This window comes from Streptomyces netropsis, from assembly GCF_014203545.1.
GTDB classification, from domain to species: domain Bacteria; phylum Actinomycetota; class Actinomycetes; order Streptomycetales; family Streptomycetaceae; genus Streptomyces; species Streptomyces netropsis.
In genome coordinates, this window is record NZ_JACHJG010000005.1 from 149,170 (window position 1) to 163,003 (window position 13,834).

General features: G+C 65.8%; 26 protein-coding genes. All 26 read left to right on the forward strand.

Annotated elements, in window-relative coordinates; all coding sequences use genetic code 11:
* Positions 1-139 precede the first annotated feature (139 nt).
* The 26 genes from rpsJ (at position 140) to rpmJ (ending at position 13,751) form a co-directional block, all read left to right on the forward strand.
* Positions 140-448, forward strand: a complete 309-nt coding sequence (rpsJ, locus tag FHS38_RS14155) for a 30S ribosomal protein S10 (protein WP_003948644.1) — start codon at positions 140-142, stop codon at positions 446-448.
* 13 nt (positions 449-461) lie between these two features.
* Positions 462-1,106 carry a 50S ribosomal protein L3 gene (gene rplC, locus FHS38_RS14160; RefSeq protein ID WP_086567349.1) on the forward strand — a complete coding sequence of 215 codons (645 nt, stop codon included), beginning with the start codon at positions 462-464 and terminating at the stop codon, positions 1,104-1,106.
* A gap of 7 nt (positions 1,107-1,113) precedes the next feature.
* A complete protein-coding gene (gene rplD, locus FHS38_RS14165) occupies positions 1,114-1,788 on the forward strand; it encodes a 50S ribosomal protein L4 (RefSeq protein WP_130878984.1) in 675 nt (224 codons plus the stop codon).
* Entirely contained in the window at positions 1,788-2,120 is a 333-nt protein-coding gene (gene rplW, locus FHS38_RS14170) for a 50S ribosomal protein L23 (RefSeq protein WP_130878985.1), read from the forward strand. The genes rplD and rplW overlap by 1 nt, the downstream gene beginning before the upstream one ends.
* A gap of 39 nt (positions 2,121-2,159) precedes the next feature.
* Positions 2,160-2,996, forward strand: coding sequence for a 50S ribosomal protein L2 (rplB, locus tag FHS38_RS14175; RefSeq protein WP_184733898.1), 837 nt, complete (start codon positions 2,160-2,162; stop codon positions 2,994-2,996).
* 12 nt (positions 2,997-3,008) lie between these two features.
* Entirely contained in the window at positions 3,009-3,290 is a 282-nt protein-coding gene (gene rpsS, locus FHS38_RS14180) for a 30S ribosomal protein S19 (RefSeq protein WP_030890751.1), read from the forward strand.
* Between the two features lie 41 nt (positions 3,291-3,331).
* Positions 3,332-3,679, forward strand: a complete 348-nt coding sequence (gene rplV, locus FHS38_RS14185; protein WP_004571827.1) for a 50S ribosomal protein L22 — start codon at positions 3,332-3,334, stop codon at positions 3,677-3,679.
* The gene (gene rpsC, locus FHS38_RS14190) at positions 3,679-4,509 is read left to right on the forward strand and encodes a 30S ribosomal protein S3 (protein ID WP_130878987.1); all 831 of its coding nucleotides are present in this window, start codon (positions 3,679-3,681) and stop codon (positions 4,507-4,509) included. The genes rplV and rpsC overlap by 1 nt, the downstream gene beginning before the upstream one ends.
* A gap of 5 nt (positions 4,510-4,514) precedes the next feature.
* The gene (rplP, locus tag FHS38_RS14195; protein WP_014178774.1) at positions 4,515-4,934 is read left to right on the forward strand and encodes a 50S ribosomal protein L16; all 420 of its coding nucleotides are present in this window, start codon (positions 4,515-4,517) and stop codon (positions 4,932-4,934) included.
* Positions 4,934-5,158, forward strand: a complete 225-nt coding sequence (gene rpmC / locus FHS38_RS14200; protein WP_030368408.1) for a 50S ribosomal protein L29 — start codon at positions 4,934-4,936, stop codon at positions 5,156-5,158. The genes rplP and rpmC overlap by 1 nt, the downstream gene beginning before the upstream one ends.
* Positions 5,158-5,439 carry a 30S ribosomal protein S17 gene (rpsQ, locus tag FHS38_RS14205; protein WP_030026328.1) on the forward strand — a complete coding sequence of 94 codons (282 nt, stop codon included), beginning with the start codon at positions 5,158-5,160 and terminating at the stop codon, positions 5,437-5,439. The genes rpmC and rpsQ overlap by 1 nt, the downstream gene beginning before the upstream one ends.
* A gap of 131 nt (positions 5,440-5,570) precedes the next feature.
* Positions 5,571-5,939 carry a 50S ribosomal protein L14 gene (rplN, locus tag FHS38_RS14210; protein ID WP_099199421.1) on the forward strand — a complete coding sequence of 123 codons (369 nt, stop codon included), beginning with the start codon at positions 5,571-5,573 and terminating at the stop codon, positions 5,937-5,939.
* Positions 5,940-5,942: 3 nt separating this feature from the next.
* Entirely contained in the window at positions 5,943-6,266 is a 324-nt protein-coding gene (gene rplX, locus FHS38_RS14215; protein ID WP_130878989.1) for a 50S ribosomal protein L24, read from the forward strand.
* Positions 6,266-6,826, forward strand: coding sequence for a 50S ribosomal protein L5 (rplE, locus tag FHS38_RS14220; protein ID WP_130878990.1), 561 nt, complete (start codon positions 6,266-6,268; stop codon positions 6,824-6,826). Before rplX ends, rplE begins: the two co-directional genes overlap by 1 nt.
* A gap of 5 nt (positions 6,827-6,831) precedes the next feature.
* The gene (locus FHS38_RS14225) at positions 6,832-7,017 is read left to right on the forward strand and encodes a type Z 30S ribosomal protein S14 (RefSeq protein ID WP_030368403.1); all 186 of its coding nucleotides are present in this window, start codon (positions 6,832-6,834) and stop codon (positions 7,015-7,017) included.
* A gap of 283 nt (positions 7,018-7,300) precedes the next feature.
* The gene (rpsH, locus tag FHS38_RS14230) at positions 7,301-7,699 is read left to right on the forward strand and encodes a 30S ribosomal protein S8 (protein ID WP_087927570.1); all 399 of its coding nucleotides are present in this window, start codon (positions 7,301-7,303) and stop codon (positions 7,697-7,699) included.
* 21 nt (positions 7,700-7,720) lie between these two features.
* Positions 7,721-8,260, forward strand: a complete 540-nt coding sequence (rplF, locus tag FHS38_RS14235; protein WP_184733899.1) for a 50S ribosomal protein L6 — start codon at positions 7,721-7,723, stop codon at positions 8,258-8,260.
* Positions 8,261-8,263: 3 nt separating this feature from the next.
* A complete protein-coding gene (gene rplR, locus FHS38_RS14240; protein ID WP_184733900.1) occupies positions 8,264-8,647 on the forward strand; it encodes a 50S ribosomal protein L18 in 384 nt (127 codons plus the stop codon).
* A 46-nt stretch (positions 8,648-8,693) separates the two neighbouring features.
* Positions 8,694-9,296 (forward strand): 30S ribosomal protein S5, encoded by a 603-nt coding sequence (gene rpsE / locus FHS38_RS14245; RefSeq protein WP_116212431.1) that lies wholly within the window; start codon positions 8,694-8,696, stop codon positions 9,294-9,296.
* Entirely contained in the window at positions 9,296-9,478 is a 183-nt protein-coding gene (gene rpmD, locus FHS38_RS14250; RefSeq protein WP_087927574.1) for a 50S ribosomal protein L30, read from the forward strand. Before rpsE ends, rpmD begins: the two co-directional genes overlap by 1 nt.
* A gap of 1 nt (position 9,479) precedes the next feature.
* Complete coding sequence (gene rplO, locus FHS38_RS14255; protein ID WP_130878993.1) at positions 9,480-9,935, forward strand: 50S ribosomal protein L15; 456 nt, start codon at positions 9,480-9,482, stop codon at positions 9,933-9,935.
* 203 nt (positions 9,936-10,138) lie between these two features.
* A complete protein-coding gene (gene secY / locus FHS38_RS14260) occupies positions 10,139-11,452 on the forward strand; it encodes a preprotein translocase subunit SecY (protein WP_130878994.1) in 1,314 nt (437 codons plus the stop codon).
* On the forward strand, positions 11,452-12,102 hold the full coding sequence (locus FHS38_RS14265; protein ID WP_184733901.1) for an adenylate kinase: 651 nt from the start codon (positions 11,452-11,454) through the stop codon (positions 12,100-12,102). Before secY ends, FHS38_RS14265 begins: the two co-directional genes overlap by 1 nt.
* Positions 12,103-12,344: 242 nt before the next feature.
* Positions 12,345-13,181, forward strand: coding sequence for a type I methionyl aminopeptidase (gene map, locus FHS38_RS14270; protein ID WP_184733902.1), 837 nt, complete (start codon positions 12,345-12,347; stop codon positions 13,179-13,181).
* A 174-nt stretch (positions 13,182-13,355) separates the two neighbouring features.
* Positions 13,356-13,577 (forward strand): translation initiation factor IF-1, encoded by a 222-nt coding sequence (infA, locus tag FHS38_RS14275; RefSeq protein WP_003956442.1) that lies wholly within the window; start codon positions 13,356-13,358, stop codon positions 13,575-13,577.
* Positions 13,578-13,637: 60 nt separating this feature from the next.
* Positions 13,638-13,751 carry a 50S ribosomal protein L36 gene (gene rpmJ, locus FHS38_RS14280; RefSeq protein WP_003956441.1) on the forward strand — a complete coding sequence of 38 codons (114 nt, stop codon included), beginning with the start codon at positions 13,638-13,640 and terminating at the stop codon, positions 13,749-13,751.
* Positions 13,752-13,834: the final 83 nt, after the last annotated feature.

Below are 13,834 nucleotides of genomic sequence, written 5' to 3' on the forward strand. Positions count from 1 at the left end.
CAGGGAATTTCCTTCGGGAGATTTTACTGGAAGGGGCGCGACACGCCCGACCGCGTGGGTCGGAGGAGGGCGGCGCTTCAGCAGAGGCGCAGCACACCGAGTCCCAGAGCGTTACGAGAGACAGGACTACGAAGTAGCCATGGCGGGACAGAAGATCCGCATCCGGCTCAAGGCCTACGACCACGAGGTCATCGACTCTTCGGCGAAGAAGATCGTCGAGACGGTGACTCGCACTGGTGCGTCGGTCGCGGGCCCGGTGCCGCTGCCCACTGAGAAGAACGTGTACTGCGTCATCAAGTCGCCGCACAAGTACAAGGACTCGCGCGAGCACTTCGAGATGCGCACGCACAAGCGCCTCATCGACATCCTCGACCCCACGCCGAAGACGGTTGACTCGCTCATGCGCCTCGACCTGCCGGCGGGCGTCGACATCGAGATCAAGCTCTGAGGTGACGCGCGAGATGGCTAAGAACATTAAGGGCGTCCTGGGCGAGAAGCTCGGCATGACCCAGGTCTGGGACGAGAACAACCGGGTTGTCCCGGTGACCGTCGTCAAGGCCGGGCCCTGCGTCGTCACCCAGGTCCGCACCAACGACAGCGACGGCTACGAGTCGGTCCAGATCGCCTTCGGCGAGATCGACCCGCGCAAGGTGAACAAGCCCCTCAAGGGTCACTTCGCCAAGGCCGACGTCACCCCGCGCCGCCACCTGGTGGAGCTGCGTACCGCTGACGCCAGCGAGTACACGCTCGGCCAGGAGATCACCGCTGCCGTGTTCGAGTCGGGCGTCAAGGTTGACGTCACCGGCAAGAGCAAGGGCAAGGGCTTCGCCGGTGTCATGAAGCGTCACAACTTCAAGGGCCTCGGCGCCGGTCACGGCACCCAGCGCAAGCACCGCTCCCCCGGTTCCATCGGTGGCTGCGCCACCCCGGGCCGTGTGTTCAAGGGTCTGCGCATGGCAGGCCGTATGGGCAACGAGCGGGTCACCACCCAGAACCTGACCGTCCACGCCGTTGACGCGGAGAAGGGCCTGCTCCTCATCAAGGGCGCGGTTCCTGGTCCGAACGGCGGCCTCGTCCTGGTCCGTACCGCGGCCAAGGGGGCCTGAGGTAACGATGAGCACCATTGACATCCTTTCGCCGGCAGGCGACAAGGCCGGGACCGTCGAGCTCCCCACGGAGATCTTCGACGCGAAGGTCAGCGTTCCGCTGATCCACCAGGTCGTCGTCGCCCAGCTGGCCGCTGCCCGTCAGGGCACGCACAAGACGAAGACTCGTGGCGAGGTCCGCGGCGGTGGCAAGAAGCCTTACCGCCAGAAGGGCACCGGCCGCGCGCGCCAGGGCTCGACCCGCGCCCCGCAGTTCGCCGGTGGTGGCGTCGTGCACGGTCCCGTGCCGCGTGACTACTCGCAGCGGACCCCGAAGAAGATGAAGGCCGCCGCCCTGCGCGGTGCCCTCACCGACCGGGCCCGCAACAGCCGCATCCACGTCGTCACCGGCGTGGTCGAGGGCGAGGTCTCCACCAAGGCCGCCAAGACGCTGTTCGGCAAGATCTCGGAGCGCAAGAACCTGCTCCTGGTCGTCGACCGCGCCGACGAGGCCGCGTGGCTGTCCGCCCGCAACCTGCCCCAGGTGCACATCCTGGAGCCGGGCCAGCTGAACACGTACGACGTGCTCGTCTCCGACGACGTGGTCTTCACGCAGGCTGCCTTCGAGCGCTTCGTGGCGGGCCCCGCCGCGGCCGCCAAGGCCACCGCTTCCGAGGCTGAGCTCGAAGGGAGCGACGCCTGATGAGCGAGCAGACTGCAGCGGTCATCACCAGCAAGACCTACACGGACCCCCGTGACATCCTGGTCAAGCCGGTGGTCTCCGAGAAGAGCTACGCGCTGCTGGACGAGAACAAGTACACGTTCATCGTCGACCCGCGCGCCAACAAGACCCAGATCAAGCAGGCCGTCGAGGCGGTCTTCTCGGTCAAGGTCACCGGGGTCAACACGATCAACCGCCAGGGCAAGCGCAAGCGCACCCGCACCGGTTTCGGCAAGCGCGCCAACACCAAGCGCGCCATCGTGACCCTTGCCGAGGGCGACCGTATCGACATCTTCGGCGGCCCGGTCTCCTAACGGAGTCCGAGTCGTCCGGAATCGGACGAGGACTGAGAAATGGGTATCCGCAAGTACAAGCCGACGACCCCGGGCCGTCGTGGCTCCAGCGTCGCCGACTTTGTCGAGATCACGCGGTCCACGCCGGAGAAGTCGCTGGTCCGCCCCCTGCACAGCAAGGGCGGCCGTAACAACGCCGGTCGTGTGACCGTTCGCCACCAGGGCGGTGGCCACAAGCGCGCCTACCGAGTGATCGACTTCCGTCGTCACGACAAGGACGGCGTGCCGGCCAAGGTCGCGCACATCGAGTACGACCCCAACCGCACCGCGCGCATCGCGCTCCTGCACTACGCAGACGGCGAGAAGCGCTACATCATCGCCCCGGCCAAGCTGAGCCAGGGTGACCGGATTGAGAACGGCCCTGGCGCCGACATCAAGCCGGGCAACAACCTCCCGCTGCGCAACATCCCGGTCGGTACCACGATCCACGCGATCGAGCTCCGTCCCGGTGGTGGCGCCAAGTTCGCCCGCTCCGCCGGTTCGTCCGTGCAGCTGCTGGCGAAGGAGGGCGCTTACGCCCACCTGCGCATGCCGTCCGGCGAGGTCCGCCTGGTCGACGTCCGCTGCCGCGCCACGGTTGGCGAGGTCGGCAACGCCGAGCAGTCGAACATCAACTGGGGCAAGGCCGGCCGTATGCGCTGGAAGGGCGTTCGCCCGACCGTCCGCGGTGTCGCGATGAACCCGGTTGACCACCCGCACGGTGGTGGTGAAGGCAAGACTTCCGGTGGTCGCCACCCGGTCTCGCCGTGGGGTCAGAAGGAGGGTCGTACTCGTTCGCCGAAGAAGGCGTCCAACAAGTACATCGTCCGCCGCCGCAAGACGAACAAGAAGCGCTAGGAGCGGGTTTAGATGCCGCGTAGTCTCAAGAAGGGGCCCTTCGTCGACGACCACCTCATCAAGAAGGTGGACGCTCAGAACGAAGCAGGTACCCACAACGTCATCAAGACCTGGTCCCGTCGCTCCATGATCGTGCCGGCCATGCTCGGCCACACGCTCGCGGTGCACAACGGCAAGACGCATGTCCCGGTGTTCGTCACCGAGTCCATGGTCGGCCACAAGCTCGGCGAGTTTGCGCCGACCCGCACCTTCCGCGGCCACGTCAAGGACGACCGCAAGTCGAAGCGCCGCTAAGGCGGGGTGCGAAGACTATGAACGACACCGAAGGGACAACCATGGAAGCCAGGGCCCAGGCGCGGTACATCCGCGTCACGCCCATGAAGGCCCGCCGAGTGGTGGACCTTATCCGTGGCATGGATGCCACGGAGGCTCAGGCGGTCCTGCGTTTCGCCCCGCAGGCCGCCAGCGTGCCGGTCGGCAAGGTGCTTGACAGCGCCATTGCCAACGCCGCGCACAACTACGACCACACGGACGCCTCCTCGCTGGTCATCAGCGAGGCGTACGTCGACGAGGGCCCGACCCTGAAGCGGTTCCGTCCGCGTGCCCAGGGCCGTGCCTACCGGATCCGCAAGCGGACCAGCCACATCACCGTGGTCGTCAGCAGCAAGGAAGGAACCCGGTAATGGGCCAGAAGGTAAACCCGCACGGGTTCCGGCTCGGCATCACCACCGACTTCAAGTCGCGCTGGTACGCCGACAAGCTGTACAAGGACTACGTCAAGGAAGACGTTGCCATTCGTCGCATGATGACGAAGGGCATGGAGCGCGCCGGTATCTCGAAGGTTGAGATCGAGCGCACCCGCGACCGCGTCCGCGTCGACATCCACACCGCTCGTCCGGGCATCGTCATCGGCCGCCGTGGCGCCGAGGCCGACCGCATCCGCGGCGAGCTGGAGAAGCTGACCGGCAAGCAGGTCCAGCTGAACATCCTCGAGGTCAAGAACCCCGAGGTTGACGCTCAGCTGGTGGCCCAGGCCGTCGCCGAGCAGCTCTCCTCCCGCGTCTCCTTCCGTCGCGCCATGCGTAAGAGCATGCAGTCGACCATGAAGGCCGGCGCCAAGGGCATCAAGATCCAGTGCGGTGGCCGTCTCGGCGGCGCCGAGATGTCCCGCTCGGAGTTCTACCGCGAGGGCCGTGTGCCCCTGCACACGCTCCGCGCGAACGTGGACTACGGCTTCTTCGAGGCCAAGACGACCTTCGGTCGCATTGGTGTGAAGGTCTGGATCTACAAGGGCGACGTCAAGAACATCGCCGAGGTCCGCGCCGAGAACGCTGCCGCCCGTGCGGGTAACCGCCCGTCGCGCGGTGGCGCCCAGGACCGTCCGGCCCGTGGTGGCCGTGGCGGCGAGCGTGGCGGCCGCGGCCGCAAGCCGCAGCAGAGCGCTGCCGCCGAGGCCCCCAAGGCTGACGCGACCGCCGCTGCTCCGGCAGAGACCACCGGAACGGAGGCCTGACCGACATGCTGATCCCTCGCAGGGTCAAGCACCGCAAGCAGCACCACCCGAAGCGGTCGGGTATGGCCAAGGGCGGCACGGAGCTGGCGTTCGGCGAGTACGGCATCCAGGCCGTTACTCCGGCGTACGTCACGAACCGGCAGATCGAAGCCGCTCGTATCGCCATGACCCGCCACATCAAGCGTGGCGGCAAGGTCTGGATCAACATCTACCCGGACCGGCCGCTCACCAAGAAGCCTGCCGAGACCCGCATGGGTTCCGGTAAGGGTTCGCCGGAGTGGTGGATCGCGAACGTCAAGCCCGGTCGGGTGATGTTCGAACTGTCCTACCCGAACGAGAAGACTGCTCGTGAGGCGCTCACCCGCGCTGCTCACAAGCTTCCGATGAAGTGCCGGATTGTTCGGCGCGAGGCAGGTGAGTCGTGATGGCCGCTGGTATCAAGGCGACCGAGCTGCGTGAGCTGAACGACGAGGACCTCGTCGCGAAGCTCCGTGAGGCCAAGGAAGAACTGTTCAACCTCCGCTTCCAGGCGGCGACCGGACAGCTCGAGAACCACGGTCGGCTCAAGTCCGTCCGTAAGGACATCGCCCGGATCTACACCCTGATGCGTGAGCGCGAGCTCGGCATCGAGACGGTGGAGAGCGCCTGATGAGCGAGAAGAATGTGACTGAGACGAACGAGCGCGGCTTCCGCAAGACCCGTGAGGGTCTCGTCGTCAGCGACAAGATGGACAAGACCGTCGTCGTCGCCGTCGAGGACCGCGTCAAGCACGCGCTGTACGGCAAGGTCATCCGCCGTACGAACAAGCTCAAGGCGCACGACGAGCAGAACGCTGCCGGCGTCGGCGACCGCGTCCTCATCATGGAGACGCGTCCGCTGTCGGCGAGCAAGCGCTGGCGCATCGTCGAGATCCTCGAGAAGGCCAAGTAGGCAATTCCCGCAAGGGAATTCCAAAGAAACCGTCTGAGGGGTTTCCCTCGGATAAGTTCCGCCAGGCTCGGCGCGGGGCTTCAGGCAACTGAAGCCCCCGCCGGGAACCGGCAGACGATCAGGAGATAGACGTGATCCAGCAGGAGTCGCGACTTCGCGTCGCCGACAACACTGGTGCCAAGGAGATCCTTTGCATCCGTGTTCTCGGTGGCTCGGGTCGCCGCTACGCGGGCATCGGTGACGTCATCGTCGCCACCGTCAAGGATGCGATCCCCGGTGGCAACGTGAAGAAGGGTGACGTCGTCAAGGCCGTCATCGTTCGCACCGTCAAGGAGCGCCGCCGTCCCGACGGCTCGTACATCCGTTTCGACGAGAACGCCGCTGTCGTTCTCAAGAACGACGGTGACCCCCGCGGCACCCGTATCTTCGGCCCGGTGGGCCGAGAGCTGCGCGAGAAGAAGTTCATGAAGATCGTCTCGCTCGCGCCGGAGGTGCTGTAACCGATGAAGATCAAGAAGGGCGACCTGGTTCAGGTCATCACCGGTAAGGACAAGGGCAAGCAGGGCAAGGTCATCGTGGCCATGCCCCGCGAGAACCGCGTCCTCGTCGAGGGTGTCAACCGGGTCAAGAAGCACACCAAGGCCGGCCAGACCGCTCGTGGTTCGCAGACCGGCGGCATCGTGACGACCGAGGCCCCCATCCACGTGAGCAACGTTCAGCTCGTCGTGGAGAAGGACGGCAAGAAGGTCGTCACTCGTGTCGGTTACCGCTTCGACGACGAGGGCAACAAGATCCGCGTTGCCAAGCGCACCGGTGAGGACATCTGATGACTGCCACCACCAACGCACCGCGTCTCAAGCAGCGCTACCGTGACGAGATCTCCGCGAAGCTCCGTGAGGAGTTCTCGTACGAGAACGTCATGCAGGTCCCCGGCCTGACCAAGATCGTGGTCAACATGGGTGTGGGCGACGCCGCCCGCGACTCCAAGCTGATCGACGGCGCGATTCGCGACCTCACCACGATCACGGGCCAGAAGCCGGCCGTGACCAAGGCCCGCAAGTCGATCGCGCAGTTCAAGCTGCGTGAGGGGCAGCCGATCGGCTGCCACGTCACCCTCCGCGGTGACCGCATGTGGGAGTTCCTGGACCGTACGCTGTCGCTCGCGCTGCCGCGCATCCGCGACTTCCGTGGTCTGTCCCCGAAGCAGTTCGACGGTCGGGGCAACTACACCTTCGGTCTCACGGAGCAGGTCATGTTCCACGAGATCGACCAGGACAAGATCGACCGCGTCCGGGGTATGGACATCACCGTGGTGACCACGGCGACCAACGACGACGAGGGCCGTGCCCTCCTTCGTCACCTCGGCTTCCCCTTCAAGGAGGCGTAAGCGAGATGGCGAAGAAGTCTCTTATTGCCAAGGCTGCTCGCAAGCCGAAGTTCGGTGTGCGCGCGTACACCCGCTGCCAGCGCTGCGGCCGCCCGCACTCCGTTTACCGCAAGTTCGGCCTCTGCCGCGTGTGCCTTCGTGAGATGGCTCACCGTGGCGAGCTGCCGGGCGTGACCAAGAGCTCCTGGTAACAACCCACCCGTCGCCCAACCACCGCCCCTCAAGGGCGTTCTGGCGAACGGCGGCACCAAAGGTGGGTTGTCCAGGGCTCTCGGTAAGCATCCTGGATGGCGGTCGCCCGACCTGATCTTGTCGCGATGCGTTCTCGCTCGCGTACAGTAGAAGGGTTGGGCGCCCGCCGCCCATGACCGTCTTACTACGCCGTAGGTCCCCGCGCCGCACCCGTCCCGACTCTGCTCGGGGAGAGGGATGGCGCAGATAGGAAACCACGGCGAGAGAGGCCGAAGGCCAAACATGACCATGACCGATCCGATCGCAGACATGCTGACGCGTCTGCGAAACGCTAACTCGGCATACCACGACTCCGTGTCGATGCCGCACAGCAAGATCAAGTCGCACATCGCGGAGATCCTCCAGCAGGAGGGCTACATCACCGGCTGGAAGGTCGAGGACGCCGAGGTCGGCAAGTCCCTGACCCTCGAGCTGAAGTTCGGCCCGAACCGCGAGCGCTCGATCGCCGGCATCAAGCGTATTTCGAAGCCGGGCCTGCGGGTCTACGCAAAGTCCACCAACCTGCCGAAGGTCCTCGGCGGCCTGGGCGTGGCGATCATCTCCACGTCCCACGGTCTCCTGACCGGCCAGCAGGCCAGCAAGAAGGGCGTGGGTGGGGAAGTCCTCGCCTACGTCTGGTAATCGGGAACGGAGGAATAGCCAATGTCGCGTATTGGACGGCTGCCCATCCAGGTTCCCGCTGGTGTGGACGTCACCATCGATGGCCGTACGGTGCATGTGAAGGGCCCCAAGGGTTCCCTCACGCACGCCGTGTCCGCGCCCATCGAGATCGCTAAGGCCGAGGACGGCACCCTTGTCGTCTCTCGTCCGAACGACGAGCGTCAGAACAAGGCCCTGCACGGCCTGTCCCGCACGCTGGTGGCGAACATGATCACCGGCGTGACCCAGGGCTACAGCAAGGCTCTTGAGATCAGCGGTGTCGGTTACCGCGTCCAGGCGAAGGGCTCCAACCTGGAGTTCGCCCTGGGCTACAGCCACCCGATCCTGATCGAGGCCCCCGAGGGCATCACCTTCAAGGTGGAGTCCCCGACCAAGCTCAGCGTCGAGGGCATCGACAAGCAGAAGGTCGGCGAGGTCGCCGCCAACATCCGCAAGCTTCGCAAGCCTGACCCTTACAAGGCCAAGGGCGTGAAGTATGCGGGTGAGGTCATCCGCCGCAAGGTCGGAAAGGCTGGTAAGTAAGCCATGGCATACGGTGTGAAGATCGCTAAGGGCGACGCCTACAAGCGTGCCGCCATTAAGCGTCGCCACATCCGCGTTCGTAAGCGGATTTCCGGCACGCCCGAGCGTCCCCGCCTCGTGGTGACGCGCTCGAACCGCCACATGGTGGCCCAGGTCATCGACGACATCGCGGGCCACACGCTCGCGTCGGCGTCGACCCTGGACACGTCCATCCGTGGCGGCGAGGGTGACAAGAGCGCCCTGGCCAAGCAGGTCGGCGCGCTTGTCGCCGAGCGTGCGAAGGCCGCCGGCGTCGAGGCCGTCGTGTTCGACCGCGGTGGCAACCAGTACGCCGGGCGCATTGCCGCTCTGGCGGACGCCGCCCGCGAAGCCGGGCTGAAGTTCTAAGCCCCGGTTCCGGAGCTAGCGGACGTAACAGAGAGAGGTAAATCCAATGGCTGGACCCCAGCGCCGCGGAAGCGGTGCCGGTGGCGGCGAGCGGCGGGACCGGAAGGGTCGCGACGGTGGCGCTGCCGCCGAGAAGACCGCGTACGTTGAGCGCGTTGTCGCGATCAACCGCGTCGCCAAGGTTGTCAAGGGTGGTCGCCGCTTCAGCTTCACCGCGCTGGTCGTGGTGGGCGACGGTGACGGCACCGTAGGTGTCGGATACGGCAAGGCCAAGGAAGTTCCCGCGGCCATCGCCAAGGGCGTGGAAGAGGCCAAGAAGAACTTCTTCAAGGTCCCGCGTATCCAGGGCACCATCCCGCACCCCATCCAGGGCGAGAAGGCTGCGGGCGTCGTCCTGCTCAAGCCTGCTTCCCCCGGTACCGGTGTTATCGCCGGTGGCCCGGTGCGTGCGGTGCTCGAGTGCGCCGGCGTCCACGACATCCTGTCGAAGTCGCTCGGTTCTTCGAACCCGATCAACATCGTGCACGCCACGGTGACCGCGCTTCAGGGCCTTCAGCGCCCCGAGGAGATCGCGGCCCGTCGTGGCCTGCCGCTGGAAGACGTCGCCCCCGCCGCACTGCTGCGGGCGCGTGCCGGGGCGGGTGCGTAATGGCTCGCCTCAAGGTCACGCAGGTTAAGTCCTACATCGGTAGCAAGCAGAACCACCGCGACACCCTGCGTTCGCTCGGGCTCAAGCGCCTGAACGACGTGGTTGTCAAGGAGGACCGTCCCGAGATCCGCGGCATGGTGCAGACCGTCCGCCACCTCGTGACGGTTGAGGAGGTCGACTGACATGGCGGAGCAGAACCCGCTGAAGGTCCACAACCTCCGGCCCGCCCCGGGCGCCAAGACCGCCAAGACCCGCGTGGGTCGTGGCGAGGCGTCCAAGGGTAAGACCGCAGGTCGTGGTACCAAGGGCACCAAGGCCCGTTACCAGGTTCCGCAGCGCTTCGAGGGCGGGCAGATGCCCCTCCACATGCGTCTGCCGAAGCTCAAGGGCTTCAAGAACCCGTTCCGCGTCGAGTTCCAGGTCGTGAACCTGGACAAGCTGGCCGCGCTCTACCCGCAGGGTGGCGAGGTCACGGTGGCCGATCTGGTCGCCAAGGGCGCGGTTCGTAAGAACCAGCTCGTGAAGGTGCTCGGCACCGGCGAGATCTCCGTGGCGCTGCAGGTGACGGTTGACGCCGTCTCCGGCTCCGCCCAGGAGAAGATTGTCGCCGCTGGCGGCACCGTCACCGAGCTCGTCTGAGCTCGTTGATCTGACAACCGGGGATGTCCCAAAAGGGGCATCCCCGGTTGGTCGTTCCAAGGGGGGCACGGTCGCCGGTAAGGTGGCGTGCACTGTTACAGTCCGCGCGGCCACGAGTCCGTGCGGATTTTGACTGATATGTATTCGTCGATCCTCAAGACCGTCACCTCTCGCGCGTCTGCGTGAGGGGCGCAGGAGGCACCGTGCTCACCGCGTTCGCCCGGGCGTTCAAGACGCCCGACCTGCGCAAGAAGCTGCTGTTCACGCTGGGCATCATGGTGCTCTTCCGGCTCGGGGCGCACGTACCCGTTCCCGGCGTCGACTACCAGAACGTTCAGACGTGCATGGACCAGGCCAAGAGCGGTCAGGGCCTCTTCGGCCTCGTGAACATGTTCAGCGGTGGCGCGCTGCTGCAAATCACGATCTTCGCGCTCGGGATCATGCCGTACATCACGGCGAGCATCATCCTGCAGTTGCTCACCGTCGTCATCCCGCGTCTGGAAGCCCTCAAGAAGGAGGGCCAGACCGGCCAGGCCAAGATCACGCAGTACACGCGTTATCTGACCGTCGCCCTCGCGATCCTGCAGGGCACCGGCCTGGTGGCGACCGCCAGCAACGGCGCGCTCTTCGGCAACTGCACCGTCGGCAACCAGATCGTCCCGGACAAGTCGATCTTCGCCACGGCGGTCATGGTCATCACGATGACCGCGGGCACCGCGCTGATCATGTGGCTCGGTGAGCTCATCACCGACCGCGGCATCGGCAACGGCATGTCGATCCTGATGTTCACGTCCATCGCCGCCGGCTTCCCGGGCGCCCTCTGGGCGATCAAGATGCAGGGCAACCTGATGGGCGGCTGGTTGGAGTTCGGCCTGGTCATCCTGTGTGGTCTGGCGATGGTCGGCCTCGTCGTCTTCGTCGAGCAGGCCCAGCGCAGGATCCCCGTTCAGTACGCCAAGCGCATGATCGGCCGTCGTTCCTACGGCGGCACGTCCACCTACATTCCGCTCAAGGTCAACCAGGCGGGCGTGATTCCGGTCATCTTCGCCTCGTCGCTGCTCTACATCCCGGCCCTGCTGGTGCAGTTCACCAACTCCAAGGCGGGCTGGGCGAACTGGGTCCAGGCCAACCTGGTCAAGGGTGACCACCCGATCTACATGGCCACGTACTTCCTGCTGATCGTCTTCTTCGCGTTCTTCTATGTCGCCATCTCCTTCAACCCCGAAGAAGTTGCCGACAATATGAAGAAGTATGGTGGCTTCATCCCGGGTATCCGGGCAGGACGTCCCACCGCGGAGTACCTGAGCTACGTGCTGAATCGCATCACGTGGCCCGGCTCTCTCTACCTGGGCCTGATCGCCCTCGTGCCGACCGTGGCTCTGGTCACACTTAACGCGGACCAGAACTTCCCGTTCGGTGGAACCAGCATCCTGATCATCGTCGGTGTTGGCCTGGAGACTGTGAAGCAGATCGAGAGCCAGCTTCAGCAGCGCAATTACGAAGGGTTCCTCCGCTGATGCGAATCGTCCTCGTCGGGCCGCCCGGCGCCGGCAAGGGTACGCAGGCCGCGTACCTTGCCAAGAACCTCGCGATCCCGCACATCTCGACGGGCGACCTCTTCCGGGCCAACATCAGCCAGGGCACACCGCTCGGGCAGAAGGCCCAGGAGTACATGCGCGCCGGCCAGCTCGTGCCGGACGAGGTCACCATCGGCATGGCCAAGGACCGCATGCAGCAGCCCGACGCCGCCCACGGCTTCCTGCTGGACGGCTTCCCGCGCAACCTGGCCCAGGCCGAGGCGCTGGACGGGATCCTGAAGGCCGACGATCTGAAGCTCGACGCCGTCCTGGACCTGGAGGTCCCGGAGGACGAGGTCGTCAAGCGGATCGCCGGTCGCCGGATGTGCCGCAAGGACAGCAGCCACATCTTCCACGCGATCTACAACCCGCCGAAGACCGAGGGTGTCTGCGACACCTGCGGTGGCGAGCTGTACCAGCGCGAGGACGACAGCGAAGAGACCGTTCGCAAGCGCCTCGAGGTCTACCACAGCGAGACCGAGCCGATCATCGACTACTACAAGGCCCAGGGCCTCGTGGTGACGATCTCGGCGCTCGGCAAGGTCGTCGAGGTCACCCAGCGGGCCATGGCCGCGCTGGGCCGCGACTGACCTCGCCGGTCACACCAGCAGTCTCCTACGGCCGCGATGCCCCTACGGGCATCGCGGCCGTATTGTGTATGGGGCGGTCACGCCCCGCGCAGGACCGAGGACGCTCCGGGCCGCCGGACCTCCTCCAGAGCGCTCGCCCCCCTAGGGGCAGGGCCTCCGACGGTCCCGCGGGCCCACCGTCACCGGTGCGTGGCGGCAGCCGCGCGAGGTTCCATCCGTCGTTCAGAAAGGCGCCAGCCGTCATGGTCGAGATCAAGACCCCGGACCAGATCGCGAAGATGCGCGAGGCGGGGCTGGTCGTCGCCGCCATCCACGCCGCCACCCGGGAGGCGGCCGTACCCGGCGCCACGACCAAGGACCTGGACGAGGTGGCCCGCAAGGTGATCGCCGAGCACGGTGCGAAGTCGAACTTCCTGGGCTACGGCGGTTTCCCCGCCACGATCTGCACCTCGGTGAACGAGGTCGTCGTCCACGGCATCCCGGATTCCAAGACCGTCCTCAAGGACGGCGACATCATCTCCATCGACGCCGGCGCCATCATCGACGGCTGGCACGGTGACGCCGCCTTCACGGCCTTCGTGGGCACCGGACACGCCCCGGAGCTGCTGGAGCTCTCCCGGGTGACCGAGGAGTCCATGTGGGCCGGTATCGCCGCCGTGAAGAACGGCAACCGCCTGGTGGACATCTCCCGGGCCATCGAGGGCTACATCCGCCGCCAGCCCCGCCCGGCCTCGGGGAAGTACGGGATCATCGAGGACTACGGCGGGCACGGCATCGGCAGCGAGATGCACATGGACCCGCACCTGCTGAACTACGTCTCCCGCAAGCGCGGCAAGGGCCCGAAGCTGGTCCCCGGCTTCTGCATCGCCATCGAGCCCATGGTCAGCCTCGGCACGCCCCGTACGCACGTCCTCGAGGACGACTGGACGGTCCTGACGGACGACGGCACCTGGTCCTCGCACTGGGAGCACTCCGTCGCGCTCACCGAGGAGGGCCCGCTGGTTCTCACGGCGGTCGACGGCGGCAAGGCGAAGCTCGCGGAGTACGGCATCGAGGCGGCGCCCGACCCGCTGGCCTGAGCGAGCCGTTCCGCCGGCTTAAGGATCTTTGCGGCGGGGCAGTGGACCTGGATTAGTCTTTCCGGTTGCCCTGACGTAGACTGATGCGTCGGCTCTCGTGTATCCCCATGCCTGCGTCCGTATAGGTATGGGCTCAGGAGAGTCGATCAAGGTAGCCGATTCGAAAGGCGAAGCGTGGCCAAGAAGCAAGGTGCCATCGAGATCGAGGGCACCGTGATCGAGTCTCTGCCGAACGCGATGTTCAAGGTAGAGCTCCAGAACGGTCACAAGGTCCTCGCGCACATCAGCGGCAAGATGCGGATGCACTACATCCGCATCCTCCCGGATGACCGGGTCGTCGTGGAGCTGTCTCCCTACGACCTGACGCGTGGCCGGATCGTCTACCGCTACAAGTAGATCTTGTCGACGCCCCCCTTCGGTGGGGTGACGGCACTGACCCGGAGAACCTCACATCCCATGAAGGTCAAGCCGAGCGTCAAGAAGATCTGCGACAAGTGCAAGGTGATCCGCCGTCACGGCCGGGTCATGGTCATCTGCGACAACCTGCGCCACAAGCAGCGCCAGGGCTGACGCAGAACCTGCACTCCGCAGTTACTTCGCGCGACGCATAGCGAATTTGTACATACGCAGACACCCGACCCCCGCGTGATCAC